Source organism: Microbacterium sp. CIAB417, assembly GCF_022788845.1.
Map to the genome: position 1 here is coordinate 107,534 of NZ_JAHZUT010000002.1, position 25,695 is coordinate 133,228.

Here is a 25,695-nt window from a genome sequence, read left to right on the forward strand (position 1 = left end):
GCGGCGCCGAGCAACGTGCCTTCGGGCGACCTTCTCTCGGAGCGCGACAGCGCTTCATCGAACCATGAAGGAGTAGTCGGAATGTCCACTGCCAAGGTCGCTCTCGTCTCGGGCGCAGGTCAGGGAATCGGTCGCGGAATCGCGCTCCAGCTCGCGAAGGACGGCTTCGACGTCGCCGTCGCAGACCTCACGTTCCAGGAGGAGAAGGCGCGCGGCGTCGTCGCGGAGATCGAGGCGCTGGGCCGCCGTGCGATCTTCGTGGCTGCCGACGTGTCGAAGAAGGAAGACGTCGTCGCCGCTGTGGACGCAGCCGCCACGCAGCTCGGCGGGTTCGACGTCATCGTGAACAACGCGGGCATCGCGCAGGTCAAGCCGATCCTCGACGTGACGGCGGAAGAGCTCGACAAGATCTTCTCCATCAACGTGAACAGCGTGGTCTTCGGCATCCAGGCCGCTGCCGACAAGTTCATCGAGCTCGGTGTGAAGGGCAAGATCATCTCCGCCGCCTCGATCGCGTCGATCAAGGGCTTCCCGATCCTCGGCGCGTACTCGGCGTCGAAGTTCGCCGTGCGCGGCCTCACGCAGGTCGCGGCGCAGGAGCTCGCCCCGAAGGGCATCACCGTCAACGCGTACGCTCCCGGCATCGTCGGCACGGGCATGTGGGACCTCATCGACGAGAAGCTGTCGGAGATCAACGGCAAGCCGCGGGGCCAGAACCTCAAGGAGAACGTCGAGAGCATCGCCCTCGGCCGCATCGAGACGCCCGAAGACGTCGCGAACGTCGTGTCGTTCCTCGCAAGCGAGAAGGCCGACTACGTGACCGGCCAGGTGCTCCTCGTGGACGGCGGAATGCTCTACAACTGATGCATCCGAAGGGGGCGCGGGGAGGACATGTCCTTCCCGCGCCCCCCTTTTTTGCGAAGTCTTCGCGAGGACGCCGCGCCCGGCCGGTTCCTCATCAGGCCGCCGGCAGGTGCCGGCGCCAGCTGAGCGCGACGATCCCGACGCTGACCGCCGCCAGGACCGCGCCGGCGAGGAACATCGTCGTGTACGGGATCCACGCGCCGAGCGCGGCGAGGATCGCCGGGATGAAGAACCCGAGATACGTCAGTGAGTAGTACACCGCGGTGAGTCCGGCAAGATCGCACGGACCGGCGATCCGCTGAATCTCGCGCAGTCCCCCGACGAGCAGCATGCCGTAGGCCGCGCCGAGTGCCGCGGCGGCCACGAACGCCCAGGCGAGCGAGTTGAGGCTCACCGCGACGGCGGCCAGGATCATGGCGGGAACGGTGACCGTCAGCGCGATCCCGATGCCGCGGGCCGACAGCGGGGTGTCGACCTTCGCGGCGAACCGCTGCACCGCGACACCGCAGCCGAGCGCGACGACGCACAGCAGACCCGACACACCGATCTGCAGTCCCGGCGCCTGCGACATCATGAGGCCCGGCAGGATCGCGTACGCGCTTGCGGCGGTGCCGAAGACCCACGGCGCCATCGGGACGACGACGAGGAGGAACCGGCGGTGCATCGCGGTGGGGATGCGCAGGTCGGCGAGGAGCGGCCCAGAGGTGTCTCGGCGCGGCCGGCTCTCCGGCGCCGCCCACAGCAGCACGAGCGCGACGAGGGTGAGAGCGATGTGCAGGAGGTAGGGCGACGCGGTGGGGATCGGGCCGAACTGCCCGAGCGCCGCAGCGAATCCGGCGCCCAGCGCGAACCCGGACGTCAGTGCGAGTGCAGCGCGTGAGGCGCCACGGCCGTCGACGGCGCGGGTCGTGAACGGAGGCTCGGAGAGCTCTTTCACCCAGCTCGTGCCGACTGCCATCACGAGCCCCAGCGCGATACCCGACAGCACCCGCCCGGCGAACAGGAGCGGCATCGAGGAAGCCCCGACGGCGAGGAGCGTGCTGCCCGCAATCGCGATGATCGGGGCGGGGACGAACAGCGGTCGGCGGCCGTACCGGTCGGACAGCGGGCCGCCGAGAAGGAGCGCGGGCACGATGCCCAGGACATATGCCCCGAGCAGTACATTCACGCTGAAGGCGCTCATCTGGTCGATCTGGCGGTACATCACGAGCAGCGGTGTGAACTCGTTTCCACCCCACGCGACAGCGAACAGGGCAGCGCTCACGCGCATCCAGGGGACGATCGCGATCCGCTCTCCGGCGGCGGCTCCCTCGGAGGACATCTCACTCATGACAGCAGCTCCCGGTGGGTCTTCTTGATGTGACGGCCGAGTGCCACCTCGAACGCCGCGGTCTCGCCATCGCCGATGAGGCGGACGAGCAATCCGTGATCGTCGAGCACCTGCTCGGCTCGGTCGTCGCGTCGCCAGAGCGACCGCGCGAGCATCCGCCTCTGCCGATCGCGCAGCGTCGCGAAGAACTCTGCGAGCAGGGCGTTCCCGCCGGCCGCGACGATCCGGGCGTGGAAGGCCGTGTCTGCCTCGGCGAGCCGCGCGAGGTCGGATGCCTCGTACGCGCGGCGTTGCTCGTCGAGAATGTCGGAGAGCTCGTCGACGACGTCCTGCACCCGTTCGGAGTCACGGACGAGCCGCCGCACGGCATCGGTCTCGATGAGGATGCGCGCCTCGACGACGTCGTCGAGCTCTCCCGGCGTCACATCGCGGATCAGCGCACCGCGCTTGGGGTACAGCCGCATCCACCCCTCGACTTGCAAGCGCAGGAACGCCTCGCGGACGGGGGTGCGGCTCATCCCGAGTTCGTCGGCGATCGTTCCTTCGCTGACCATCATCCCGCCGGCGAGATCGCCGTCGAGGATCCGCTCCTTGACCTTCGCGTACGCGGCATCCGCGGCGGATGCCTCCGTCTCCTGATGCTCCATGACCCCGTCCCCGTGCTGATGAACAAGATAGATACTAGTTGCATCTCAGCCCGGTGCAAAGTGGCTCCTCGGACATTCGGTGGGGGTCATGGGGTGAGGCCGCCGGCGGCGAGGAGCATGCGGAGGCGGTCGTTGTGCCGGTTGCGATAGCCGCGGGCGAGGCGCCGGTGCAGCTCGATGATTCCGTTGATCGCCTCGGTGCCGCCGTTGTTCGCGCGCCCGGTCGCGAAATACGCGAGGAACGCTGACCGCCACCGGCGCAGGGTGCGACCGAGGCGGGCGATCTCCGGGATCGGGCAGGTGTGGAATGTCTCGGCGACTCGCTCCGCGATTCGGCGGCCCTCGGCGAGATCCTTCGCGTGGTAGGCGGATCGCAGTTGCTGCGCGCACTGCCACGAACGAACACCTCGTCGTGCGCAGGATCTGCCTCGATCGCCGCGGCCAGCCTAACTCGCTGCTTGTCGGTGAGGTTCTCCGCTCCGGCGCGCAGGATGGTCTTCCTGCCCAGCGCCTCAAAGACGCCAAGCCCGTCCTCCGCGACCTTCCCGTCGGATGGAATCACTGGCCGCGCCCGGCCCCGCCTCTTGATCAACACGCCCTAGTCGTCTCGACGCGCAACCCGATGCAACCCGGGGGTGCTTACGGTGTCGGGCAACGAGCGCGGCGCTGATGCCGCCTCCGTCCTGATCGTCGAAGGAGATGACATGACCATCGTTGAAGACGGCGTCTCGAGCGTCTACGCCGCCCCCGGATCCCGCGGATCGGTCGCCGAGTACCGCAGCCGCTACGGCCACTACATCGGCGGCGAGTTCGTCGAGCCGATCAAGGGCCAGTACTTCGAGAACATCACCCCCGTCACCGGCAAGCCGTTCTGCGAGGTCGGCCGCGGCACGAGCGAGGACATCGACCGCGCCGTGGATGTGGCCTGGAAAGCGTTCCAGAGCTGGAAGCGGACGACACCCGCCGAGCGCGCCGTCATCCTCAACAAGATCGCCGACCGTATCGAGGCGAACCTCGAGAAGATCGCGGTCGCCGAGACGTGGGAGAACGGCAAGCCGGTGCGCGAGACACTCGCCGCCGACATCCCGCTCGCGGTGGACCACTTCCGCTACTTCGCGGGGGTCCTGCGGGCGCAGGAGGGCTCGCTCAGCCAGATCGACGAGGACACCGTCGCCTACCACTTCCACGAGCCGCTGGGCGTGGTCGGTCAGATCATCCCGTGGAACTTCCCGATCCTCATGGCGACCTGGAAGCTCGCCCCCGCGCTCGCCGCCGGCAACTGCGTCGTACTCAAGCCCGCCGAGCAGACGCCGGCATCCATCCTCTTCCTCTTCGATCTCATCGGCGATCTGCTGCCGGCGGGCGTCGTGAACATCGTCAACGGCTTCGGCATCGAGGCGGGGGCGCCGCTGGCGCAGCACAAGCGCATCCGCAAGGTCGCCTTCACCGGCGAGACCACGACGGGGCGGCTCATCATGCAGTACGCCTCGCAGAACCTCATCCCGGTGACGTTGGAGCTGGGCGGCAAGAGCGCGAACATCTTCTTCGAGGATGTGGCCCGCGACCGCGACGCCTACTACGACAAGGCGCTGGAGGGCTTCACGTTCTTCGCCCTCAACCAGGGTGAGGTCTGCACGTGCCCGAGCCGTGCCCTCATCCAGCGTTCGATCTACGAGGAGTTCCTCGGTGACGGCCTGGAGCGGGTCGGCAAGATCGTGCAGGGCAATCCGCTGGATCCGGCGACCATGATCGGCGCGCAGGCCTCGAACGACCAGCTCGAGAAGATCCTGTCGTACATCGAGATCGGCAAGGCGGAGGGCGCGAAGCTGCTCGCGGGAGGCGAGCGCGTCGACCTCGGCGGCGATCTGTCGGAGGGCTACTACGTGGCGCCCACGGTGTTCGAGGGGCAGAACAGCATGCGCATCTTCCAGGAGGAGATCTTCGGCCCGGTCGTCTCGGTCACCAGCTTCGAGGACTTCGACGACGCCATCCACACCGCGAACGACACGCTCTACGGGCTCGGTGCCGGGGTCTGGAGCCGTTCGGCCGACACGATGTACCGCGCCGGGCGCGGCATCGAGGCCGGGCGCGTGTGGACGAACACGTACCACCAGTACCCCGCGCACGCGGCCTTCGGCGGCTACAAGCAGTCGGGCATCGGACGCGAGAACCACCTGAAGATGCTCGATCACTACCAGCAGACGAAGAACCTGCTCGTCTCCTACGCCGACGGGCCGATGGGCTTCTTCTGAATCGGGCCCACCCGCGCGGGTGCATGTCCCACTTCGCGCAGGCTGGCCGCATCCGTGTCCCACTTTCTGCAGAAATCAGGGGTGAAACCTGCGGGAAGTGGGACACGGGATGCGGGAAGTGGGACATGCAGGGAAGGGGAGAGGGATGGATGAGGTGCCCATCGAGCCGGCGGCGGAGCGCGTCGCGGTGACGGATGCGGCCGCATCCCTGCTGGTGGAGCTGACCGCCCAGCACGGACCGCTCATGTTCCACCAGTCCGGCGGATGCTGCGACGGCTCCGCACCCATGTGCTACCCCGTCGGCATGTTCCTCACCGGACCGAGCGACGTGCGACTCGGCGCGTTGCGCGTCGCCGACCTCGCGCCGATCGAGGTCTTCATGTCCGAGTCGCAGTTCGAGTACTGGAAGTACACGCATCTGACGATCGACGCGGTGCCGGGGCGCGGTGCCGGATTCAGCGTGGAGGCGCCCACGGGCATGCGGTTCCTCATCCGCTCCCGGATGCTGGAAGCCGCCGAACTCGAAGCCTTCGGCCTCGCGGCGAGGTGATCAGACGCCGACGCGCTCGCGCGCGGATGCGGGCGCGACGACGATCTCGGGGTCGGGATCGCGGCGGAAGATGATCTTGAAGATCGGGAAGAACACGGCGCAGGAGATGAGGGCGTTGATGAGCATCGTGACGACGTCGGCCATCGCCTCGCCGGTCGCTCCCATCGCCCACACCGTGATGAACAGGTCGTACACCGGCGCCTTGTAGAAGCCCTGCAGCGCGGCGGCGCCGAACGTGATCACGACGTAGGCGAGCGTGTACCAGAGCGCCGCCCACCACGGGTTGCTGTTGGACTTGAAGGTGATGTTGCGCTGCGCGAAGAAGTTGAGCACCTGCGCGATCGCGAGGGTCAGCTGCACCGCGAGGAAGTAGGCGAGCCCGCCGCCGCCCGCCGGAAGAGCGCCGGCCGCGTAGTCGAAGATGAAGTAGTCGGAACCGATGGGCAGTGCCTGGAATCCGGTGTCGACGAGCGGCGTGAGGGCGAAGACAGCCTTGAACACGGGCATCAGCACGAGCTGGAGCACCGTCATCCCGACGTTGAGCAGCGAGAACACGATCAGCTGCGCCCACGTGGGGCGGGCGTCGGTGAAACGGGTCCATCCCCGTCGGATTCCTGCGAACATCCGTGGCTCCTTCCGAGGGCTCCGCCGCGCACCTGCATCCCGGTCTCGCGCGACGAAGCCGCAGGGAGTCCATCAGGCCGGAGAGCCTTCGACGTCCACGGGCGCAGAATCTGTCGGTTCCGCCGCACGAACGGTCACCGACGACAACGACGAAGGGATGCGACCCCTGCGGGCCGCATCCCTTCGTCGTTGTGGAGCGCGAGACTCAGGCGCAGAGCTTCGTGAGCTCGTCCGACGCCGTCTTGAGGCGCTCGCTCGAGGCCTGCACGTCGTCGTTGATCTTGGTGAGCTCGTCGAGCTTGGAGGGGTCGGACCCCGCGGCGGCGAGAGCCGACATCGACTCACCGATCGTCTTGTACTCGTCCGACACGGCCTGCAGCGGCTTCTTCACGTCGGGGTTGGTGACCTCGGCGAGAGCATCGTCGAGCCCCTTCTGCACCGTCTCGAACAGGTCGGTCGTGGCCTCGCCGTCACCCGAGGCCGCTGCCGACATCGAGTCGGTCAGCTTGCTCTGAGCGTCGCTGAGCTTGTCCTGAGCGATGGAGCACGCCTCCTGGACGGACTGCGACGAGGCGCCGGCATCTCCGCCACCGCCGTTGCCTCCGCCCGCGCAACCGGCGAGGGCGAGAAGGGCGATGGCCGAAAGGGCGATGGGTGCGAGTTTGCGCATGAGGATCCTCCGAGTGCTGCGTGTGCGGACGTGGGTCCGCCTCCATCACCGAAGACGCCCCCGCTCTTCACGCTAGGGGGGCGCCCCTACCCGAAGTGCCCCCGTGAGAGGGATCTCATTCTGTGCTAAGGATCGACGTAGGCTATGGCGGTGGATACGACGCGCATCGCGGAGGCGATCGTGCGTCGCTTCGCCCGCCGCACGAATCTCATGATCGCCTCGCGCACCGTGCGGGTCGACGCCCCGCCCGCACATCGCGCCGTCGCCGAGCGACTCACGACTCTGCTGCACGACCTCGGTGCGGTCGTCACGACAGGGCCGGTCTCGGATGCGGGGATGCTGCGGTTCGACTTCACGGCGCTCGCCGCCGACGCGGACCCCACGGACGTGACCGTGCTCCTGGGCGGTGCGCCGCTGCCCGACCGGCCCGATGCTGCCGCACGAATCGCCTTCGCCGCGGCCCACATGCGGGTCTCCGCCGCCCTCGCCGATCAGATCGACCTCACCGGCCTCCGCATCGGCGTGTGCATGGTGCTCGAGCCGAAGACGGCACAGCTGGCGCTTCTGCTGCGCTCTCGCGGAGCCGACGTCGCGGTCTACGGGCACCCCGACGAGACGGATGCGGCCGTCGCCGCGGCGCTCGCGTCGATGGGCATCCCGGTCGACGGCGGCGCCGATCTTTCGGGTCTCGAGGAGCGCTCGGCGGCCGAGGGCTTCCTGCGCCGCGGCTTCGACATTCTCATCGACGACGGCTCGCACCTCATCCGCCTCGCCCACGAGATCGACCCCGCGATCGCCGCATCCTGGATCGGCGCGAACGAGGAGACGACCTCCGGGCTCACGCCGCTGCGGCGCATGGATGCGGCGGGGCTGCTGCGCACCCCGGTCCTGGCTGTCAACGACGCCGCCGCCAAGACCCGGTTCGACAACCGCTACGGCACCGGGTTCTCCTGCGTTCTGGCGATCGCGGATCTTCTCGAGCAGCGCGGGCTGACGGTTCGCGATCAACCGGCTCTCGTCATCGGCTACGGCCCGGTCGGCGAGGGCGTCGCGGCATACCTGCGCGCCCTGGGCGCGACGGTCGCGGTGGCCGAGGTCGACCCGGTGCGGGCCCTCACCGCGCGTCACGACGGCTATGCGGTCGGCCCCGCATCCGAGCTGGCGGACGGCGCGCTCGTCGTGTCGGCCACGGGCGTCGCGGGCACGATCGATGCGGCGATCGCTGAGCGTGCGGTGGCGGTCGCCGTCGCGGGTGGCGTCCCGGGGGAGGTGACGGCGGCCGCCGCCGCATCCGCCACGCTCGTGCTCGGCGGTGGCGGAGCGGTGAACATCACCGCCGCGGAGGGCAACCCGATCGAGATCATGGACCTGTCGTTCGCGGTGCAGCTCGCGGCCCTCGACCACCTGCTGCGCACCCGCCCGGGTATCGGCGTGCACACCCTCCCGCGTGAGATCGACGAGCGTGTGGGCCGGGCGGCGCTCGCCGCCCGCGGCGTGCGGATCGACGAGTCCACCGCGACCGCGGGTACGGAGGCGGACTGGCGCTCGGCCCGCTACGAGGGGACCCGCGGATGAGCGTCGTGCTGTACTCGGCCGATCTGGTGCTGCCCATCACCGCCCCGCCGATCCCGCAGGGGGCGATCGCCGTCAGCGGCGGCCGCATCCGCCACGTCGGCGACCGCGACTGGGTGCGCCGCGAGCTCACCGCCCGCGGCGCCTCCTTCACCGAGGTGCACTGGCCGGGCGTGCTCCTGCCGGGACTCGTCAACGCCCACTCGCACCTGCAGTACACGGGAATGGCCGAGGTCGGACGCGGCAGCTACCGCGGCTTCGAGGACTGGGCGGCGGCCTTCGACCCGGTCTACGAGCGCGGGCACGACTGGAAGGCGGATGCGGACGCCGGAGCGCGACAGGTGATCGAGGCGGGCACGACGGCGGTCGCCGACATCGTGACCGACGCGCCCGCCGCGGGTGTGCTGCACGACGCGGGCCTTCACGGCATCACCTACTGGGAGGTGATGAGCTGGACGAACGCCGACTGGGCGGCGACCGGCAGAGCGCAGGTCGAGGCGGCGCTCGACGCGCTCCCCTCCCCGCCGGGCACCGGGCTCTCCCCCCATGCGCCGTACTCGCTCGACGTCGAGCCGCTGCTGGAGATCCCCGACATCGTTCGCGAGCGCGGCGGCCGCATCCATCTGCACCTCGGTGAGGCCGCGTTCGAGCGCGAGTCGGGCGCTCCGCATCCGATGCCGTGGCAGGAGCGTCGCGCCGGCAGCTTCCGCGAGCTGCGCGGCGACGGCTTCGGCACGGGCGCGACCGAGTTCGTCGACCAGCTGGGTGTTCTCGGGCCGGACTGTCACATCGCGCACGGCGTCTACATGACCGCGCGCGATCGCGCGCTGCTGCGCGCCCGCGGTACCTCGGTGGCGCTGTGCCCCCGCTCCAACGCGGTCATCGGCCTCGACGAGCCTCCCGTCGCGGCCTACCTCGCCGAGGGCAACGGCATCGCCGTCGGCACCGACTCGCTCTCCTCGAGTCCCTCGCTCGACCTGCTGGCGGATGTGGCGGCGCTGCACCGCATCGCCCGGGCGCAGGGCTACTCCGACCGCGGACTCGCGGCGCAGCTGCTCCGGGCGGCGACCCTCGGCGGTGCGCACGCGATGGGCATCGACACCGGGCCCGACCGCACCGGCTACCTGGCGGTCGGAGCCCTCGCGGACCTCGCCTTCATCGACATCCCGGTGACGACGATCGACGACACGATCGAGCATCTCGCCACCGACGGCGCAGGTCACGCCGCCGCCACCGTGATCAGCGGCGCCTTCCGGCACACGACCCCGTCCTTCACCGAGCACACCGGAGTCAGCGCATGAGCACCCGTCCCGCCACCGCCGTCACCCTCGATCTCGCCCCGCATCCCGAGGGCGGCTGGTTCCGTCGGATGTGGACCGCGACCGCGGGCGTGGAGACGCCGGCCGGCCCGAGGCCGGCGGCCACCTGCATCCACTACCTGCTGACCCCCGGCGAGCACAGCGCGTGGCACGTCGTCACGAGCGACGAGATCTGGCTCTGGCACGGACCCGGAACCCTCGAGCTGAGCTTCGGGGGCGACGGCGAGGAGCCGATCGCAGAGCGCACCGTGACCCTGGGCCCGGACCTTTCGGCGGGACACCTGGCGCAGGTGACGGTGCCGGCCGGCGTGTGGCAGTCGGCCCGCCTCGGCGGAGAGGTCGAGGTGCTCGTCAGCTGTGTCGTTTCGCCAGGTTTCAGCTTCGAGGACTGGCGCCTCGCCCGTGATTTAGGCTGAGCGCGGCGTCGGACACAGCAACCCGCCGACGCCCGACCCGACACCCCCTCTTCCTGCTTGGAGTCCCCGTGATCATGACCTCCCGCCTCCGGCGCCTGACCGTCGGCGCCGCCCTCGGCGCCGTCGCAGCGCTCGCCCTGACCGCCTGCGCCTTCGCCGGTGAGTCCGCTCCGGCCGCATCCGAGGACGGATCTCTGCCGACCCTCACCGCGGGCAAGCTCACCATCGCGACCGGTGAGCCGGCGTACGACCCCTGGGTCGTCGACAACGACCCCTCCAACCAGAAGGGCTTCGAGTCGGCCGTCTCCTACGCGCTGGCGGAGAAGCTCGGCTTCTCGGCCGACGACGTCGTGTGGGTGCGTTCCACGTTCGACAGCGCGATCGCGCCCGGGCCCAAGGACTGGGACCTCAACATCCAGCAGTTCTCGGTGACCGACGAGCGCAAGCAGGCCGTCGACTTCTCGTCGCCGTACTACACGACCTCGCAGGCCGTCGTGACCTCGGACACCTCCGCCGCAGCGAACGCGACGACGATCGACCAGCTCAAGGGCTACACGGTCGGCGTCATGAGCGGCACGACCAGCTACACCGTCGCCGCCGAGGAGCTCGGCACCGACAAGCTCAGCGTTTTCAACAACAACGACGACGTCGTGCTCGCCTTCCAGTCCGGCCAGATCGAAGCGTTCGTCATCGACCTGCCGACCGCTTTCTACCTCGCCAACGCCGAGCTCGACGGCGGCAAGATCCTCGGCCAGTTCGCCGACACGACCGGCGGCGACCAGCTCGCCTACGTGCTGCCCAAGGGCTCGGAGCTGACCGACCCCGTGTCGAAGGCCCTCGACGAGCTCCGCGCGGACGGCACGCTCGACGAGCTGCAGAAGACCTGGCTCAGCGAAGCCGTCGACGTTCCGGTCCTCGGCTGAACATGACCACGACCGACGCCGCGTGGCAGCCGAGCGAGCTCGAGCTCGCCCGGCGCGCCACGCGGCGCCGGCAGTCCACGAAATCGGTGCTCATCGCGCTCGCGAGCACCGTCGTCTTCGTCGGCATCGTCGGCTACGCGGTCGTCTCCAGCCCCGGCTGGGAGGACGTGCGCCGCAGCTTCTTCGACGTCGACATCGCGCTCGCCGCCTTCCCCTCGGTGCTCGCCGGGCTGTGGGTCAACATCCAGGTGCTGCTGGTCGCCGCTCTCGCCGTCGCCGTGATCGGCACCCTGCTCGCGGTGATGCGCTCGTTGCGCGGGCCGGTCTTCTTCCCGCTCCGGGCGCTGGCGACCGTGTACACGGACCTGTTCCGCGGCATGCCGCTGCTGATCGTGTTGTATCTCGTCGGGTTCGGCATCCCCGCCCTCGGCATCTTCGGGCGCGTGCCGGTGGTGCTCTGGGGCACCATCGCGATCGTGCTCACCTACTCCGCGTACGTGGCGGAGGTGCTGCGCGCGGGCATGGAGGCGGTGCACCCCTCGCAGCGGATCGCCGCCCGCTCGCTCGGACTCAGCCATGCGCAGACCCTGCGCATCGTCGTCATCCCGCAGGGCGTGCGCAAGGTCGTGCCGGCCCTGATGAACGATTTCGTGTCGATGCAGAAGGATGTGGGACTCATCTCCGTCCTCGGCGCCGTCGACGCCGTGCGCGCCGCCCAGATCCAGGTCGCCGCCACCTACAACTTCACCCCGTACATCGTCGCGGGGCTCCTGTTCGTCGCCATGAGCCTGCCGATGATCCGGCTCACCGACTGGGTCTCGGCCCGCCTCGCCCGCCGCGAGCAGACCGGAGGTGTCGTGTGAGCGTTCTCGACGTCATCGGCGTGCGCAAGGACTTCGGCGACCACCAGGTGCTGCGCGGCATCGATCTCAGCCTCGCCCAGCACGAGGTCGTGGTGCTCATCGGCGCCTCCGGCTCCGGCAAGTCGACACTGCTGCGCACGATCAACCTCATCGAGCGGGTCGACGACGGCCGCATCCTGCTCAGCGGCGACGACATCACCGATCCCACGGTCGATCAGGATGCGGTGCGCGCCCGCATCGGCGTCGTGTTCCAGCACTTCAATCTCTTCCCGCACCTGCGTGTGATCGACAACGTCACGCTTGCTGCGCGCCGCGTTCACGGGGTGCCGCGTGAGCAGGCGCGTGCGCGCGGCATGGAGCTGCTCGAGACGCTGGGTCTCGGTGCGAAGGCGCGTGAGTTCCCCGACCGCCTCTCGGGTGGGCAGCAGCAGCGCGTCGCGATCGTGCGCGCGATCATGACCGATCCCGAGCTCCTGCTGCTCGACGAGATCACGAGCGCGCTCGACCCGCAGCTCGTCGGCGAGGTGCTCGATCTGGTGCGCGAGCTCAAGACCCGTGGCTCCACCATCCTGATGGCGACGCACGAGATGTCGTTCGCGCGGGAGGTGGCCGACCGGATCGTGTTCATGCAGGGCGGCACGATCATCGAGCAGGGCACGCCCGCGCAGGTGTTCGACGCGCCCCAGCATCCCGAGACGATCCGGTTCCTCGAGCGCGAACGTCGCGGCGGCGCCCTCGCCTGAGCCCGCGCCGCGGTGCGCGGGTGCTCTCGACGGACGCGCGCTTGTGCTCGAGGGACTCACCTTCGTGTTCGAGGGACGCGTCTTGCGGCCTGGGGACGGGAAAGCCCGCACTTCGGGTCCCGTGAACAGCGGGTGGGTGCGTTGAAGGGACGCGTCTTGCGGTCGATCTCCTTCCACTCGTTGACGAGCCCGTTGGCCCGAGCGGGCCCCGTCCTGGTGGGATTCCTCCGGGTGAACTCCTGCAGCTCGGCGGGGTCGACCGGGGCGGTGAGCGGGGTCGTGTCGAGGGTCATCGGTTGACCGCATCCGCATCCCACTGCAGCGACGAGCCCGCGGGCAGCGGGAGCGCTTCGAGGGCGGGGTCGGCGCACAAGGCCTCGATCAGCTCCGCGTCGCCGCCGATGATCGTGGAGTCGAAGTCCACCTCGGTGGCCAGCACCCACGACCGGTCCGACGGCCACATCAGCGACGGGGATGCGGCGAACTGCGCGAATCCGGCGCGCTCCAGCTCCGTATCGCGCCAGGGCACCTCCTGCGGCCAGGTGGGATCGGCGAAGACGTCCAGCGGGCCCCAGAACAGCACGTAGTCGCGGCCGGGCAGCGACAACCGTGGCCCACGCGAGACGCCGTCGTCGAGGATGCCGGGCTGCCAGCTCTCCTTCGCGTACGGGCGATTGAAGGGGTCGCGCATCGCGTGGGCGAGCATCTCCTGGTGGCGCTCGAGGTCCGGGTCATCGGACGAGGAGGAGAGGAACGCTCGCGACGGTGCGATCCCGAGATGGCCGACCAGTCCGCCCCAGCCTTCCCAGACCGCGGCGTATCCGACGGCGGTGCCGCGGGCGGCGAGGTGCCGGCCGATCGCGGCGAGGGTCGCCGCGTCCAGCTCGCCCTCGCGCGGGGCGTCGTACTCCCACCCGTCGTCGGAGCGCGAGCGTGCGCCGTAGACGGGCCCGTCGACCGGTGCGCGGCCGACCAGCGCACCCCACTGCGCCGTCGGGTGTAGTTCTGTGCCGAAGGATGCGGCGGCGTCACGCCACCGGGCGGTCTCGGTGTCGATCTCGGGCTGGGCGTCGGCGAAGGCGTCCCACGCACGACGATGCTCGTCCTGCGGAAGAGGCGGCCACTCCATCCCGATCGGACGCGACCGGGTCGTCGGGTGGAACACGCGGGCATAGGCGGCGAAGCCGCGGGGAACGACGTCGTGCATCGTCCCCTGCCACGGACCGTCCGTCCGCTCGCGCAGCCAATCGCCGACAGAGACGTCCGGGGTCCACTCCATGCCGCCACGCTACCGGCCGCGATCAGGCCCGGATGCGGCGGCGAGCCGCATCCGCTAGACTTCTGAGGTTGTCTGGATACGTCTGTGTCCCGGCACGTGCATTACACCCTCCTGCTACCGGGAAGTGCCCGGCAGCCGTTCTAGTCCGAAGGAGGTGGGTTAGTGACGCACTCGCACCAGTACGAGCTCATGGTCATCTTCGACCCCGAGATCGACGAGCGTCAGGTTGCCCCCAACCTCGACAAGTTCCTGAAGGTCATCACCAACGATGGCGGTTCGGTGGACAAGGTCGATGTCTGGGGCCGTCGTCGTCTCGCGTACGAGATCCAGAAGAAGTCCGAGGGCATCTACGCCGTCGTCAACTTCGTCGCCACGAGCGAGGCCACCCAGGAGCTCGACCGTCAGCTGAAGCTGAACGAGTCGATCCTGCGCACCAAGGTCCTCCGCGCCGAAGAGGCGATCGCTCAGGTCGCCGCCGAAGCCAAGCGCTCCGAGGAGAAGGCAGCCCGCAAGGCCGCCGCTCCCGCGAAGGCAGCAAAGGCCTAAGGCTCATGGCCGGCGAAACCGTCATCACCGTCGTGGGTAACCTCACGGCCGATCCCGAACTGCGTTACACGCAGAACGGGCTCCCCGTCGCGAACTTCACGATCGCCTCCACGCCGCGCAACTTCGATCGCGCGTCGGGTGAATGGAAGGACGGCGAAGCGCTGTTCCTTCGTGCATCGGTGTGGCGTGAGTTCGCCGAGCACGTTGCGGGTTCGCTGACGAAGGGAAGCCGCGTCATCGCGACCGGCCGCCTGAAGCAGCGCTCCTACCAGGACCGTGAGGGCAACAACCGCACCTCCATCGAGCTCGAGGTCGACGAGATCGGCCCGAGCCTGCGTTACGCCACCGCTCAGGTGACGCGCGCGGCCGGTGGAAACAGCGGTGGTGGCGGCGGACAGTCGCGTGCCCAGGTCGCCGACGAGCCGTGGGCGACCCCCGGCTCGCCCGCAGGCGGCAACAACACGGCGAACGGTGCCGACGCGTGGGGCGCCCCCGGCGCCTACGGCGACGACACCCCGTTCTGACAACACACTTCTTTTAAGGAAACAACATGGCTGGAAAGTCGAGCGGCGACCGCCGCAAGCCGCGGAAGGGCGCGAAGAACGCTGCTCCCGCGAAGGCGATCCGCGTCGGCGTCATTGACTACAAGGACGTCGCCACGCTTCGCAAGTTCATCTCGGAGCGTGGAAAGATCCGCGCCCGTCGTATCACCGGTGTCTCGGTGCAGGAGCAGCGTCTGATCGCCCGCGCGATCAAGAACGCCCGTGAAATGGCGCTCCTGCCCTACGCTGGCGCAGGCCGGTAAGGGGTACCGACATGGCAAAGCTGATTCTCACGAACGAGGTCACCGGGCTCGGTAGCGCCGGTGACGTGGTCGAGGTCAAGAACGGGTACGCCCGTAACTACCTCATCCCCCAGGGCTTCGCTGTCGCGTGGACCCGTGGTGGCGAGAAGCAGGTCGCGTCGATCCGCGCCGCCCGCGAGGCTCGCGCGATCCACGACCACGAGGACGCCGTCGCACTGAAGAACGCTCTCGAGGCCGACAAGGTCAAGCTCACCGTCAAGGCGGGCGCTGAGGGTCGTCTGTTCGGCTCGGTCAAGACCGAGGACGTCGCCAACGCCGTCAAGACCGCCGGCATCGGCGAGATCGACAAGCGCAAGGTGCAGTTCACGTCGCCGATCAAGTCGGTGGGTGTGCACGAGGCCACGGTTCGTCTGCGCGACGACGTGACCGCCGTGATCTCCCTCCAGGTGGTCGCCGCGAAGTAACGCCTTCAGGGCATGCCGGATGGCGGGGAGTCGATGAGACTCCCCGCCATCCGCCGTTTCCACCCTCAGATCCGAGCGTGACGGCGGCGGGCGATCAGCGCGATGAGCGCGCCGAACCCTGCCAGGAGGAAGGCGCCGAGCGCGAGGCCCGCCACATCCGCTCCGCCCGTCATCGCGAGCGATCCGTCAGCCGTCCGGGCGCCGGCGCTGACGACACCGGTCACCGCAGCGGGGCTTCCGTTCGCACCGGGCGTTCCCGGGGTACCAGCCGTTCCGGGGGTGCCGGGCTCGCCAGGAGTGCCGGGCTCACCGGGCGTGCCGGGCTCTCCGGGGGTCCCGGGCTCACCGGGGGTGCCCGGCGTGGTTCCCGGGTTCTCGGTGATCGAGTCGCCGGTCACCGAGATGGCGTTGCCGCCGAGGGTGATCGGCGCCGTGATCGGCAGGCCCAGCTGCGTGCCGCCGAGGATGCCGTCCTCACCGGAGGTAAGCACCGGGACCGTGCCGCTGCCGGTCGGAACGACCGTTGCCGCGTCGGTCGAGGTGCTGTCGCCCGTCAGCGAGATGGCGTTGCCGCCCGCGGTGACGGGAGCCGTGATCGGAGCGAGTACCTGCGTGCCGCCGAGGATGCCGTCCGTGCCGTCCGTCATCGCGCCGTCGGTGCCGCCGGTGCCGGTGGTGCCGGCAGCCGTGTTGGCGTCGGTGGTGGTGCTGTCTCCGGTGAGGGAGATGGCGTTGCCGCCGACCGTGACCGGGGCGGTGACGGGTGCGACGACCTGGGTGCCGCTGACGGCACCGTCGGAGCCACCGGTCATCGCGCCGTCGGTGCTGCCCGAACCTGTGGATGCGGGCGCCGTGGCGGCATCGGTGGTGGTGCTGTCTCCGGTGAGGGAGATGGCGTTGCCGCCGACCGTGACGGGAGCGGCGATCGGTGCGATCGCCTGAGTACCGCCGAGGACGCCGTCGGTGCCGTCCGTCATCGCGCCGTCGCCGCTACCCGAACCTGTGGATACGGGCGCCGTGGCGGCGTCACTGGTCGTGCTGTCGCCCAGCAGTGAGATGGCGTTGCCGCCGACCGTCACGGGTGCGGTGACCGGCGCGATGACCTGGGTGCCGCTGGCGGTGCCGTCGGACCCTCCCGTCATCGCGCCGTCCGTGCTGCCGGATCCGGTGGTTCCCGCGGCGGTGGCGGCGTCGCTGGTCTCGCTGTCGCCGAGCAGCGAGATGGCGTTCCCGCTGACGGTCACCGGTGCGGTGACGGGCGCGACGACCTGGGTGCCGCTGGCGACGCCGTCGGTGCCGTCCGTCGTCGTCGGCACGCCCGCATCCGACGTGGGAGCGGCGGGAGCCGTCTCGGCGCCGGACGACGTGCTGTCACCGGTGAGTGAGATGCTCGTGCCGCTGACGGTGACGGGGATCGTCACGTCGACCAGCGCCTGGGTGCCGCTGCCGACTCCATCGCTGCCGGATGTCTCGTTCGACCCCGTGCCGGGCGTGGGCGCAGCGACCTCGGTCGCCGCATCCTGCGACGCCGAGTCACCCAGCAGCGAGACGGCGTTGCCGCTGACGGTGACGGGGACCGCCACGTTGATCAGCCCCTGGGTTCCCGAGAGCAGTCCGTCCTGCCCGTCTGTCTCGGCCGCGTTGGCGACCGTTGCTCCGGCGATGGCGATACCGCCACCGATGAGTGCTCCGAGGAGCACTCGTTTTGCGAATGTACGCATGACTCTTTCTCCTGATTGATCGATTCGGACCGCGCGCAAGCGCGGATGCACGCGAGCGTGCAGGGATGTGTCGCGTGCGTAACGCGACCCGAATCGGTCAGTCGGGGGCGACGTCGGTGTCGAAGACCGGGGAGGAGGGAAGATCATCGTCGCCGTCGCGGGGAGCGACGGTCGAGCCTTCAGAACCAGGCCACGCGGAGCTCTCCACCCATCCGAGGGCGAAGCTCGGCGAGCCGGACGAGGAGCCCGAAGAAGACGAGCCGGAGGGCGCAGAGCTCTCCCATGGAACCGCGTGTCCGGGCAGCGGCGGTGCGCCGAAGAGATCCAGGCTGCTGGCGGGCGCGGCCGCATCCGGGGCGGAGAATGTGCCGCCGCCGGCGCCCGCGACGGTCGTACGGCGCGCATCCGCCGTCAGCACGGCCACCAGGGCTGCGCTCGCCGCCTCTTGCGTCCCGAGCGGGTTCGAGAGGGCGCCGTCGGTGCCGGGCAGAGGCACGGAGGGGAGGACCCCACCGCTCGTCGGGTGGCCGGGCGTGCCGATGACGGTGCCGACGGTGTCGTCCACCGAGCCGATCACGCCGGAAACGACGCCCACCACGCTCGGAAGGTCGATCGCGCCGACGACGTCGGAGACGACGGGAACCGGCTCCACGATCCCACCCACCCCGTCGACGACGGGCTGCACGACGTCGGTGACGACGGGCTGCACGATCTCTGTGACGACGGGCTCGACGACGGGGTGAAGCTCCGGGACGACCTCGGGCACGTAGGCGACGGTGTCCGACACGGTGGTCGTCACGGCCGAGACCGTCTGCGAGGCCGCATCGGTCACGGGTGCGACGGGCGGCAGGATCTCGCCGACGGCGCCCGTGGTCGCGCCGACGACATCTGACGCCGCGCCCGTGACCCCGCCGACCAGCCCGATGAGGCCGCCGCGTTCGTCGTCGTCCGCGTGCGCGGAGGAGGTGGAGGTCAGCACGGAGATGCCCGCCCAGAGCAGGCCGACGCCGACGGCGAGCAGGAGAATCCGCCCCACGCGTCGCGGTGATCCGTTCACTGACTCGTCCACGTCACCCCCTGTGCGTCATTGGCAGGGCCAGTTGTGCCCGGCAACATACTGGTACGGCGGCGTGTCGCAGGGGGGGCTTGCGCAACGGCGGAGAAAGTGGCAGTCAGACTCACTTCGAACAGGTCATCGGGCGGCTGCTCCTGTGCACAACTCGGGTCGATTCGCAACCTTAAAGCATGACTTCAACCACACCACATTCCGCAGGTGTGGGTAACGAGAATACCCAGATCGGAAGCCATAAAACTTGCGGCAGGACGCCGAGGTTATCCACTTATCCACAGTGCTCGTCCACAGGGTGCACGGCGTTTCGCGCAACTTCCCCACAGGGTTATCCACAGGCCCATTTGCGTGGAAAATGGGCCGACTTTAGCGTGGGGGAGGCTTCAGAGCCGGCCCGAGAAAAGGCCCCGCGCGCGTCAGGGGGACGCGGATGTCGGAGGCGGGTGATGTGCTTGTGCATCGTCCCGTTTCCGCGTGCGTGGGGGCGCAGAATGCGGGTCGATCACGTTCGAACAGCGACGCCTTCCGGCGCCAGAGGGGAGTGTGGACACTCGTGTCCATCGCCGACATCCCAGCGGACCGCCTCGAGCCCCGACGCGAGTACGAACGAACGCCGCCGCACGACGTGCTCGCCGAGCAGAGCACCCTGGGCGGCATGCTCCTGTCGAAGGATGCGGTCGCCGACGTCATCGAGAGCCTGCGCGGTGCCGATTTCTACGTCCCGAAACACGAGCTGATCTTCGAGGCCATCCTCACGCTCTACTCTCACGGCGAGCCGACCGATGTCATCGCCGTCACCGACGAGCTCATCAAGACCGGCGACCTCCAGCGCGCGGGCGGCGCCGACTACCTGCACACGCTCACCTCGATCGTTCCGACGGCTGCAAACGCCGGCTATTACGCCTCGATCGTCTCCGAGCGCGCGTTGCTGCGCCGTCTCGTCGAGGCAGGCACGCGCATCGTGCAGATGGGCTACGCCGGTCAGGGTGAGGCGACCGAGATCGTCAACTCGGCGCAGGCGGAGATCTACTCGGTCACCGGTACCGAGACCACCGAGGACTACGTGCCCCTCACGACGGCGGTGGATGCGGCCGTCGAGGAGATCGAGGCTGCCCGCGGCCGCGACGGCTCGATGACGGGCGTGCCCACGGGCTTCGCGCAGCTCGACGAGCTGACGAACGGCCTGCACGGCGGTCAGATGATCGTCGTCGCCGCCCGCCCCGCCATGGGTAAGTCGACGCTCGCGCTCGACTTCGCCCGGGCAGCGGCCATCAAGCACAACATGCCGGCGATCTTCTTCTCGCTCGAAATGGGCCGCAGCGAGATCGCGATGCGTCTGATGAGCGCCGAGGGCGCCATCCCGCTGCAGAACATGCGTAAGGGAACCCTCGACCAGCGCGACTGGACCACCGTCGCCGCGACCCGCGGCCGCATCAACGACGCGCCCCTGTACATCGACGACAGCCCCAACATGACGCTCGTCGAGATCCGCGCGAAGTGCCGCCGTCTCAAGCAGCGCGTCGGACTGAAGATGGTGATCATCGACTACCTGCAGCTGATGACCAGCGGCAAGAAGGTCGAGTCGCGTCAGCAGGAGGTCAGCGAGTTCTCGCGTGCGCTCAAGCTGCTCGCGAAGGAGCTGCAGGTTCCCGTCATCGCGCTGTCGCAGCTGAACCGTGGTTCCGAACAGCGCCAGGACAAGCGCCCCCAGGTGAGCGACCTGCGTGAGTCCGGCTCGATCGAGCAGGACGCCGACATGGTCATGCTGCTGCACCGCGACTCGGTGTACGACAAGGACGTGCGTCCCGGCGAGGCCGACCTCATCATCGCGAAGCACCGTAACGGCCCCACCGCGACGATCGAGATCGCCTTCCAGGGCCACTTCTCGCGCTTCACCGACATGGCGGCGGGGATGTAGCGAGGCGTGTAGGTTCCGCGTGAACATGGCGGAATCCACAGGCAGATGGCGGACATGTGGCGGTTCCGCCATATTTCGGGGACGCGCGAGATTCTTGGCCCAGTGAGCCAAGAATCTTTGCCGACTCCGAGTGGGGAAGTTACGAGGCGGAGCGTTCGCCGGCTGCGTCCCGCTCGTCCGCATATCGACTCGCAGCTTCCCAGACGTGGTTTTCGACGACGCGGTACAGCAGAGTGCGCTCCCCGTGGACCTGTTCCACGAACTCGATGAAGCGCGCGCGACGAAGCTTCTGAATCAGCGGATGCACAATGCCGGGTGAGAGCTGAGTTGCGTCGCTGATCTGCTTCGACGAGAAGGAGCGACCGCGTAGCGAAGCGATCTCGACCATGACGCCGAACATGTGACTGTTTCCGAAGACCAGGCGTGATACCTCGGGCGCGGCGGGGCCGGCTGGTGCCATAGGTTCCACGATCGTCACACGAGACGGACAGATCATCGAGGTACACGCTGGGCAAACGCTCTGTACCCCTCCGGGCGAAGAGCACTGGCACGCATCCGCACCCGGCGTGTTCATGGAACACCTCGCCATCCTGGAATCAGCCGACGACCTTGCTGCCACCACGACCTGGGCTGAGCACATCACCGACGACGAGTACAACGGCCGCTGACCTTGAACGGGGTCGAGCCGCACCCGGAAGATGCTCCCCCTACCTCTCAGCGTCGTCACCCGGGGTCGTCTCTACACTCGGTACGGTCTAGTAGGCCTCCAGGGGGCAACGCTTCAGCTGACACAAGATCCATCCTCAGCAATGCGCCGACACGACGGCGTGGACATCTTGTAACCGAAAGACCCGTTGGTCTGGCGGACATCTCGCCCGTCACTGCCGCACGACGGCGGACCCTAGCTGGACACCTCTGATCGGTTCCTACAGAAGTAGCTGTAGGTTCCACGTGAAGATGGCATTTTCTACCGCAAGATGGCCCACAGTTGGCCATTGGGCCAGCTCTCGTGGACGGATCGTGTGTATTGATCTGGGGTAGAGGAATGGCAGACGTCGTTGGGGACGGGACTGGTCTGGGGTTGGTGCCGCTCGTTCCGGTGCATGTACCCGAGCAGCACAAGGTGTACAGCGACCAACTCGTGTCGCTCTTGGAGGACGATGAGCGCCGCAAGCGGGTCTGGAACATCGCGCTGACGGGTGGGTACGGGAGCGGCGAGAGCAGCGTCCTTACGGGGGTGCGTGAGCGTCTGGCGTCGAGGGTCGTCGAGATCTCACTATCATCGCTGAGCGATGTCGGGGTGCAGCCGTTCGATCGACAGAGCAATGAGCTGACGGACTACATTCAGAAGGAGATCGTCAAGCAGCAGCTATACCGCGAGCGTCCGATCTCGGTTCCGGCGGATCAGCCGGTTGCCCATGCGCCGCGCTCTTGTGACTTCGGTACTCGCCGGCGTGTTGGCGGCCGCAGTGTTCTGGGTGACTGGCTGGGGCGCTCCACTCCAACTGGGGGCGGATGCGGAGTGGTGGCAGCGTCCGACGATTCTGACTGTGATCGGGCTGCTCGCCGCTACTGGCACGCGACGTAACGAACGCGCGGGAACGACGGCCCGGATGTGGCTTGGGCGAGACCGAGGTGTCGCGAGAACTCGTCGTGCAGACCGACGTGGTCGCCGTAGAGGGTGTCGGATCAGTCGACCGCCGTGAGGTGCAGCACGACCGCCTGCAGGGGCCACAGAGTCGGCAGCTGGATGCCCGCCTCGACGAGCACCGAACCCGGCAGCTCGATCCCGCCCGCGGTCAGCCACGGCGGCAGGATCCACCCGGCGTTCGCCGTGCCGATCTCGTCGCGCACCGCGACGCGGTAGCGCCGTGCCGGATCGAGCGCGGGCAGGCGCAGTCGCTCGGCCCGGGCGTCTTCGAGCCCCGCGACCGTCGCGACGATGACGACCGCCTCGACGGCATCCGGCGCCGTGTACGCCGTGATGCGCCAGGCCGCGTCGCGCACCGGCGGGTGCGTCACGGCGGCGGTGTGCAGCAGCGGGCGCAGGTCCTTGTACAGCGTCGCGAACCGGGTGATCGCCGCGGTCTCCTCGTCGTCGCACGACATGATGTCCCACTCGAGTCCCGCCGAGCCCATGAGGCTCGTCGCGGCACGGTACGACAGGTCGGTCGTGCGGCCCGAGCTGTGCGCCGTCGTTGGTCCGACGTGCGCGCCGACGAGCTCCGGTGGCAGCAGCAGGTTCGTCCAGCGCTGGATGTCCTGCCGCTCGACGGGGTCGTTCGAGTCGCTGCCCCACACACGGTCGGTGACCTCGAGGATCCCGAGATCGGTGCGCGCACCGCCGCTCGAGCACGACTCGATCTCGAGCCCCACGTGACGCCGCTTCAGCTCGCCGATGAGGCGATACACGGAATGCGTGTGCGCGTGCGTGCCGGGCCGTCCGTCGTGCACCGATTCGATCAGGTCGCGGTTGTGGTCCCACTTGATGTAGTCGATGCCGATCTCGTCGACGAGGCTCGAGATGCGCTCCAGGATGTGCGCGTACGCGTCGGGGTTCGCGAGGTCGAGCACGTACTGTGTGCGCCACGACAGCCCGGGGTCGTGCGCGAGGTGCCGCGGGTCGTGCAGGAACCACGTCGGATGCGCGTGCGCGAGCTCGGAGTCGGCGCTGATCATTTCGGGCTCGAACCACAGCCCGAACTGCATCCCCAACGCGTGCACGCGGTCGGCGAGCGGGCGCAGGCCCGCGGGCCAGACGGCCGTGTCGATTGTCCAGTCGCCGAGGCTCGTCGTGTCGTCGCGGCGGCCGAGGAACCACCCGTCGTCGAGCACGAACCGCTCGACTCCCACGGCCGCGGCGCGCTCGGCGAGTCGCTCGAGGCGCTCCGGGTAATGGTCGAAGTAGACGGCCTCCCACGTGTTGAGCGTGAAGGGACGCGGTGTGCGCGGATGCTGGGGTCGCGCCCGCAGCCAGGAGTGGAACCCCGCCGCGATGCCGTCGAGTCCCGCGTCCGTGCTGACGAACGCCGTCGCGGGGGCGACGTACTCGTCGCCGGGCGCCAGCACGACCTCGCCCGCGCGCAGCAGTTCGCCCGCGCCGAGCAGGGTGACCTCCTCCGTCACGCGATCGACGCGGTAGGTCGCATCGGCCGACCACGCGAGATGCGCGGCCCACGCCCGCCCACCCTCCCAGCGCGGCGCCCCTTCGGACAGCAGCGCGATCGTCGGCGCGTCGTGCCCGGGGCGGCCGCGGCGCGATGTGCGTGTCGTCGCGCCGGCCGGGATCTCGGTCGTGACGGCGTGCTTCTCGCGCGACCACCGACCGCTGAGCGTCGTGAGATGAGTCGTCGAGTCGGGCACGGGCAGCGTCGCCTCGAGCCAGCCGACCGCGACGGGTGCGGCCGCGGACTCGTCGTTGCGCAGCCGGTGCGTCACCCACACGACCCCGCCCGCACCGATCTCGAAGCGCGAGCGCAACGTGAGGCCGGCCGCGGCATCCGTCGCCGTGATCTCGCAGGATGCCTCGTCCACATCGATCGTCGACACCGACCAGCGGGTGTACAGCTCGACGCCGTCGCGGCTGACCTGCAGGCCGGGGCGACCGCTCCACCCGTCGCCCTCGAGGGGCACGATCGTCAGCTCCCACGCGGCATCCAGCGTCGCGGGCGGCGTCTGCCGCGACACCGCGGCGGCGAGGCCGTCGAGGTCGCGCTCGGTGAGGGGGCCGAGCGAATGGCCCCAGTGCAGCACGCGCGGCAGCCCGGTGCCGCGGGCATCGAGGACGAGCGAGATGCCCGCGTGGTCGAGGTGCACGAATGCGGTGGTCATGCGGTCGTTCCCTTCGGACGGCGCTCGCCGGTGCCGCGTTCGACCACCCAGGTCGGCAGCGTCAGCTGGCGGGTGAAGCCGGTCGGGTCGCTCATCCGCTCGAACACGACCTGCGCCGTGCGGCGGCCGAGCTCGACCGGGTCGTACGTGATGACGGTCACGCCGATGACGTCGGCGGTGTCGAAGTCGTCGAAGCCGACGAGGGCCGTCGTGTCGTCGCCGAGCGCGCGCATGGCGCGGAGGGCTCCGATCGTCATGCGGTTGTTGCCGCAGATGATCGCGGTCGGCGCCGCGGGCCCCGTCAGCAGCTCTCGCACCGTCTGCTCGCCGCTGTTGGAGCGGTCATCGTGCAGGCGCTCCCACGGCGTCGTGTCGGCGATGCCCGCTTCCGCCATCGCTAGACGGTACGCAGCGACTCGCTCTGCCTGCGAGAAGACGGAGGCCGGGTTGCACAGGTACGCGATGCGCCGATGGCCGCGGGCGAGCAGCCGCCGCGTCGCGTCGTACACGCCGCCGCGGTTGTCGAGCACGACGGAGTCGGCGACGAGATTGCGCGCTGGTCGGTCGATCGCGACGACGGGTGTGCCGAGCTGCCGCTCCCCCTCGAGGTAGGACTGGTCGTCGGCGACGGGGATGATGACGAGGGCCCCGATGCGCTGCGCGAGGAGGGCATCGGCGACGCGCTCCTCGCCCTCGGGGGTGTCGTCGGTCGTCGCGACGATGAAGCGGTAGCCGTGCCGGGCGAGCTCGTGCTCGATGCCGCCGGCGACCTTGTAGTAGAACGGGTTGCTCAGCTCGCCGATGAGGAACCCGATGGTGTTCGTGCCGCCTCCGCGGCGCAGGCCCCGGGCCAGCGTGTTGGGCCGGAAGCGCAGGCGCTTGGCGGCCGTGAGCACACGCTCGACCGTCTCGGCGTGCACGAGATCGCGCTGGTTGAAGACGCGTGACACGGTCTTCGCGCTGACCCCCGCGAGGCGCGCGACATCGTGGAGCGTCGCCCTCTGCTGGATCACCACCGGCTCCTCTGTCGCTGTGCCTGTCCGGAACTGAAACTTTAGCGAGGGCGACGATGACCACGGCGGACATTCCGGGGACATCGGGCTGGGGTGCGCGGTGGGTTCGGCTCGGTTCCCTTGCGTATCAAGGAATATCACAAACCGATCACGAGCGGACACTGCCGGACAGAAATAACTAAAGCGCTTTACAATCTGCCGAAGTCTGTCCTACGCTGACATCGCCCCGCAACGGTGAGGGAACCGGCGACAGGGCCACACATACAAGGGAGTAAT

25 protein-coding genes and 2 pseudogenes are annotated in these 25,695 nt (G+C 69.1%); 16 read left to right on the forward strand and 11 right to left on the reverse strand.

What is annotated here, in order from left to right; translation table 11 throughout:
- Nucleotides 1–81: 81 nt before the first annotated feature.
- Nucleotides 82–864: an acetoin reductase gene (locus KYX17_RS07180; protein ID WP_155049184.1), complete on the forward strand. Its 783-nt coding sequence runs from the start codon at nucleotides 82–84 to the stop codon at nucleotides 862–864.
- 94 nt (nucleotides 865–958) lie between these two features.
- On the opposite strand, the gene KYX17_RS07185 is transcribed toward KYX17_RS07180, so the two are convergent.
- The 3 genes and pseudogenes from KYX17_RS07185 to KYX17_RS07195 form a co-directional block, all read right to left on the reverse strand.
- Nucleotides 959–2,194 (reverse strand): MFS transporter, encoded by a 1,236-nt coding sequence (locus KYX17_RS07185; RefSeq protein ID WP_308220854.1) that lies wholly within the window; start codon nucleotides 2,192–2,194, stop codon nucleotides 959–961.
- Entirely contained in the window at nucleotides 2,191–2,841 is a 651-nt protein-coding gene (locus KYX17_RS07190; RefSeq protein ID WP_243226300.1) for a GntR family transcriptional regulator, read from the reverse strand. Before KYX17_RS07190 ends, KYX17_RS07185 begins: the two co-directional genes overlap by 4 nt.
- Before the next feature lie 86 nt (nucleotides 2,842–2,927).
- Nucleotides 2,928–3,346 (reverse strand): annotated as a pseudogene (locus KYX17_RS07195) (transposase); the annotation flags it as partial.
- A gap of 199 nt (nucleotides 3,347–3,545) precedes the next feature.
- Between KYX17_RS07195 and KYX17_RS07200 the strand changes: the two are divergent.
- On the forward strand, nucleotides 3,546–5,093 hold the full coding sequence (locus KYX17_RS07200; protein ID WP_243226301.1) for an aldehyde dehydrogenase family protein: 1,548 nt from the start codon (nucleotides 3,546–3,548) through the stop codon (nucleotides 5,091–5,093).
- Between the two features lie 145 nt (nucleotides 5,094–5,238).
- Entirely contained in the window at nucleotides 5,239–5,643 is a 405-nt protein-coding gene (locus tag KYX17_RS07205; RefSeq protein ID WP_243226302.1) for a DUF779 domain-containing protein, read from the forward strand.
- Here KYX17_RS07205 and KYX17_RS07210 read toward each other — a convergent pair whose 3' ends face one another.
- The gene (locus KYX17_RS07210; RefSeq protein ID WP_243226304.1) at nucleotides 5,644–6,267 is read right to left on the reverse strand and encodes a hypothetical protein; all 624 of its coding nucleotides are present in this window, start codon (nucleotides 6,265–6,267) and stop codon (nucleotides 5,644–5,646) included.
- 205 nt (nucleotides 6,268–6,472) lie between these two features.
- Entirely contained in the window at nucleotides 6,473–6,937 is a 465-nt protein-coding gene (locus tag KYX17_RS07215; protein ID WP_243226305.1) for a hypothetical protein, read from the reverse strand.
- Between the two features lie 150 nt (nucleotides 6,938–7,087).
- On the opposite strand from KYX17_RS07215, the gene KYX17_RS07220 reads away from it, so the two are divergent.
- The 6 genes from KYX17_RS07220 (at nucleotide 7,088) to KYX17_RS07245 (ending at nucleotide 12,773) form a co-directional block, all read left to right on the forward strand.
- Nucleotides 7,088–8,512: an adenosylhomocysteinase gene (locus KYX17_RS07220; RefSeq protein ID WP_243226306.1), complete on the forward strand. Its 1,425-nt coding sequence runs from the start codon at nucleotides 7,088–7,090 to the stop codon at nucleotides 8,510–8,512.
- The gene (locus KYX17_RS07225) at nucleotides 8,509–9,810 is read left to right on the forward strand and encodes an amidohydrolase family protein (protein ID WP_243226307.1); all 1,302 of its coding nucleotides are present in this window, start codon (nucleotides 8,509–8,511) and stop codon (nucleotides 9,808–9,810) included. The genes KYX17_RS07220 and KYX17_RS07225 overlap by 4 nt, the downstream gene beginning before the upstream one ends.
- Complete coding sequence (locus KYX17_RS07230; protein ID WP_243226308.1) at nucleotides 9,807–10,244, forward strand: cupin domain-containing protein; 438 nt, start codon at nucleotides 9,807–9,809, stop codon at nucleotides 10,242–10,244. Before KYX17_RS07225 ends, KYX17_RS07230 begins: the two co-directional genes overlap by 4 nt.
- A gap of 74 nt (nucleotides 10,245–10,318) precedes the next feature.
- Nucleotides 10,319–11,167 carry an ABC transporter substrate-binding protein gene (locus tag KYX17_RS07235; RefSeq protein ID WP_243226309.1) on the forward strand — a complete coding sequence of 283 codons (849 nt, stop codon included), beginning with the start codon at nucleotides 10,319–10,321 and terminating at the stop codon, nucleotides 11,165–11,167.
- Between the two features lie 2 nt (nucleotides 11,168–11,169).
- Entirely contained in the window at nucleotides 11,170–12,030 is an 861-nt protein-coding gene (locus KYX17_RS07240; RefSeq protein ID WP_243226310.1) for an amino acid ABC transporter permease, read from the forward strand.
- Nucleotides 12,027–12,773, forward strand: a complete 747-nt coding sequence (locus tag KYX17_RS07245) for an amino acid ABC transporter ATP-binding protein (RefSeq protein WP_234074058.1) — start codon at nucleotides 12,027–12,029, stop codon at nucleotides 12,771–12,773. Before KYX17_RS07240 ends, KYX17_RS07245 begins: the two co-directional genes overlap by 4 nt.
- Nucleotides 12,774–13,062: 289 nt before the next feature.
- Here KYX17_RS07245 and KYX17_RS07250 read toward each other — a convergent pair whose 3' ends face one another.
- Nucleotides 13,063–14,052 carry a hypothetical protein gene (locus KYX17_RS07250; RefSeq protein ID WP_243226311.1) on the reverse strand — a complete coding sequence of 330 codons (990 nt, stop codon included), beginning with the start codon at nucleotides 14,050–14,052 and terminating at the stop codon, nucleotides 13,063–13,065.
- Nucleotides 14,053–14,241: 189 nt separating this feature from the next.
- Between KYX17_RS07250 and rpsF the strand changes: the two genes are divergently transcribed.
- The 4 genes from rpsF to rplI are packed head-to-tail and all read left to right on the forward strand — an operon-like array spanning nucleotide 14,242 to nucleotide 15,867.
- Nucleotides 14,242–14,598, forward strand: a complete 357-nt coding sequence (gene rpsF / locus KYX17_RS07255; RefSeq protein ID WP_137419238.1) for a 30S ribosomal protein S6 — start codon at nucleotides 14,242–14,244, stop codon at nucleotides 14,596–14,598.
- Nucleotides 14,599–14,603: 5 nt separating this feature from the next.
- Nucleotides 14,604–15,122 carry a single-stranded DNA-binding protein gene (locus tag KYX17_RS07260; RefSeq protein WP_234074055.1) on the forward strand — a complete coding sequence of 173 codons (519 nt, stop codon included), beginning with the start codon at nucleotides 14,604–14,606 and terminating at the stop codon, nucleotides 15,120–15,122.
- 26 nt (nucleotides 15,123–15,148) lie between these two features.
- Entirely contained in the window at nucleotides 15,149–15,403 is a 255-nt protein-coding gene (rpsR, locus tag KYX17_RS07265; protein WP_137418536.1) for a 30S ribosomal protein S18, read from the forward strand.
- A gap of 11 nt (nucleotides 15,404–15,414) precedes the next feature.
- Nucleotides 15,415–15,867: a 50S ribosomal protein L9 gene (gene rplI, locus KYX17_RS07270; protein WP_137418537.1), complete on the forward strand. Its 453-nt coding sequence runs from the start codon at nucleotides 15,415–15,417 to the stop codon at nucleotides 15,865–15,867.
- A gap of 65 nt (nucleotides 15,868–15,932) precedes the next feature.
- Here rplI and KYX17_RS07275 read toward each other — a convergent pair whose 3' ends face one another.
- Together KYX17_RS07275 and KYX17_RS07280 are read right to left on the reverse strand one after the other, a co-directional pair.
- Nucleotides 15,933–17,588, reverse strand: coding sequence for a collagen-like protein (locus tag KYX17_RS07275; RefSeq protein WP_243226312.1), 1,656 nt, complete (start codon nucleotides 17,586–17,588; stop codon nucleotides 15,933–15,935).
- A 97-nt stretch (nucleotides 17,589–17,685) separates the two neighbouring features.
- Complete coding sequence (locus KYX17_RS07280) at nucleotides 17,686–18,657, reverse strand: hypothetical protein (RefSeq protein ID WP_243226313.1); 972 nt, start codon at nucleotides 18,655–18,657, stop codon at nucleotides 17,686–17,688.
- Between the two features lie 553 nt (nucleotides 18,658–19,210).
- Between KYX17_RS07280 and dnaB the strand changes: the two genes are divergently transcribed.
- Complete coding sequence (gene dnaB, locus KYX17_RS07285; RefSeq protein ID WP_137418539.1) at nucleotides 19,211–20,575, forward strand: replicative DNA helicase; 1,365 nt, start codon at nucleotides 19,211–19,213, stop codon at nucleotides 20,573–20,575.
- 139 nt (nucleotides 20,576–20,714) lie between these two features.
- On the opposite strand, the gene KYX17_RS07290 is transcribed toward dnaB, so the two are convergent.
- Nucleotides 20,715–21,035 carry a hypothetical protein gene (locus KYX17_RS07290; protein ID WP_243226314.1) on the reverse strand — a complete coding sequence of 107 codons (321 nt, stop codon included), beginning with the start codon at nucleotides 21,033–21,035 and terminating at the stop codon, nucleotides 20,715–20,717.
- A gap of 19 nt (nucleotides 21,036–21,054) precedes the next feature.
- On the opposite strand from KYX17_RS07290, the pseudogene KYX17_RS07295 reads away from it, so the two are divergent.
- Both KYX17_RS07295 and KYX17_RS07300 read left to right on the forward strand, forming a co-directional pair.
- Nucleotides 21,055–21,243: pseudogene (locus KYX17_RS07295) on the forward strand (cupin domain-containing protein); the annotation flags it as partial.
- Between the two features lie 377 nt (nucleotides 21,244–21,620).
- Complete coding sequence (locus KYX17_RS07300; protein WP_243226315.1) at nucleotides 21,621–22,163, forward strand: hypothetical protein; 543 nt, start codon at nucleotides 21,621–21,623, stop codon at nucleotides 22,161–22,163.
- A 101-nt stretch (nucleotides 22,164–22,264) separates the two neighbouring features.
- Here the strand turns inward: KYX17_RS07300 and KYX17_RS07305 are convergent, their stop codons facing one another.
- Entirely contained in the window at nucleotides 22,265–24,406 is a 2,142-nt protein-coding gene (locus KYX17_RS07305) for an alpha-galactosidase (protein ID WP_243226316.1), read from the reverse strand.
- Nucleotides 24,403–25,419, reverse strand: a complete 1,017-nt coding sequence (locus tag KYX17_RS07310; protein ID WP_243226317.1) for a LacI family DNA-binding transcriptional regulator — start codon at nucleotides 25,417–25,419, stop codon at nucleotides 24,403–24,405. The genes KYX17_RS07305 and KYX17_RS07310 overlap by 4 nt, the downstream gene beginning before the upstream one ends.
- Nucleotides 25,420–25,695: the final 276 nt, after the last annotated feature.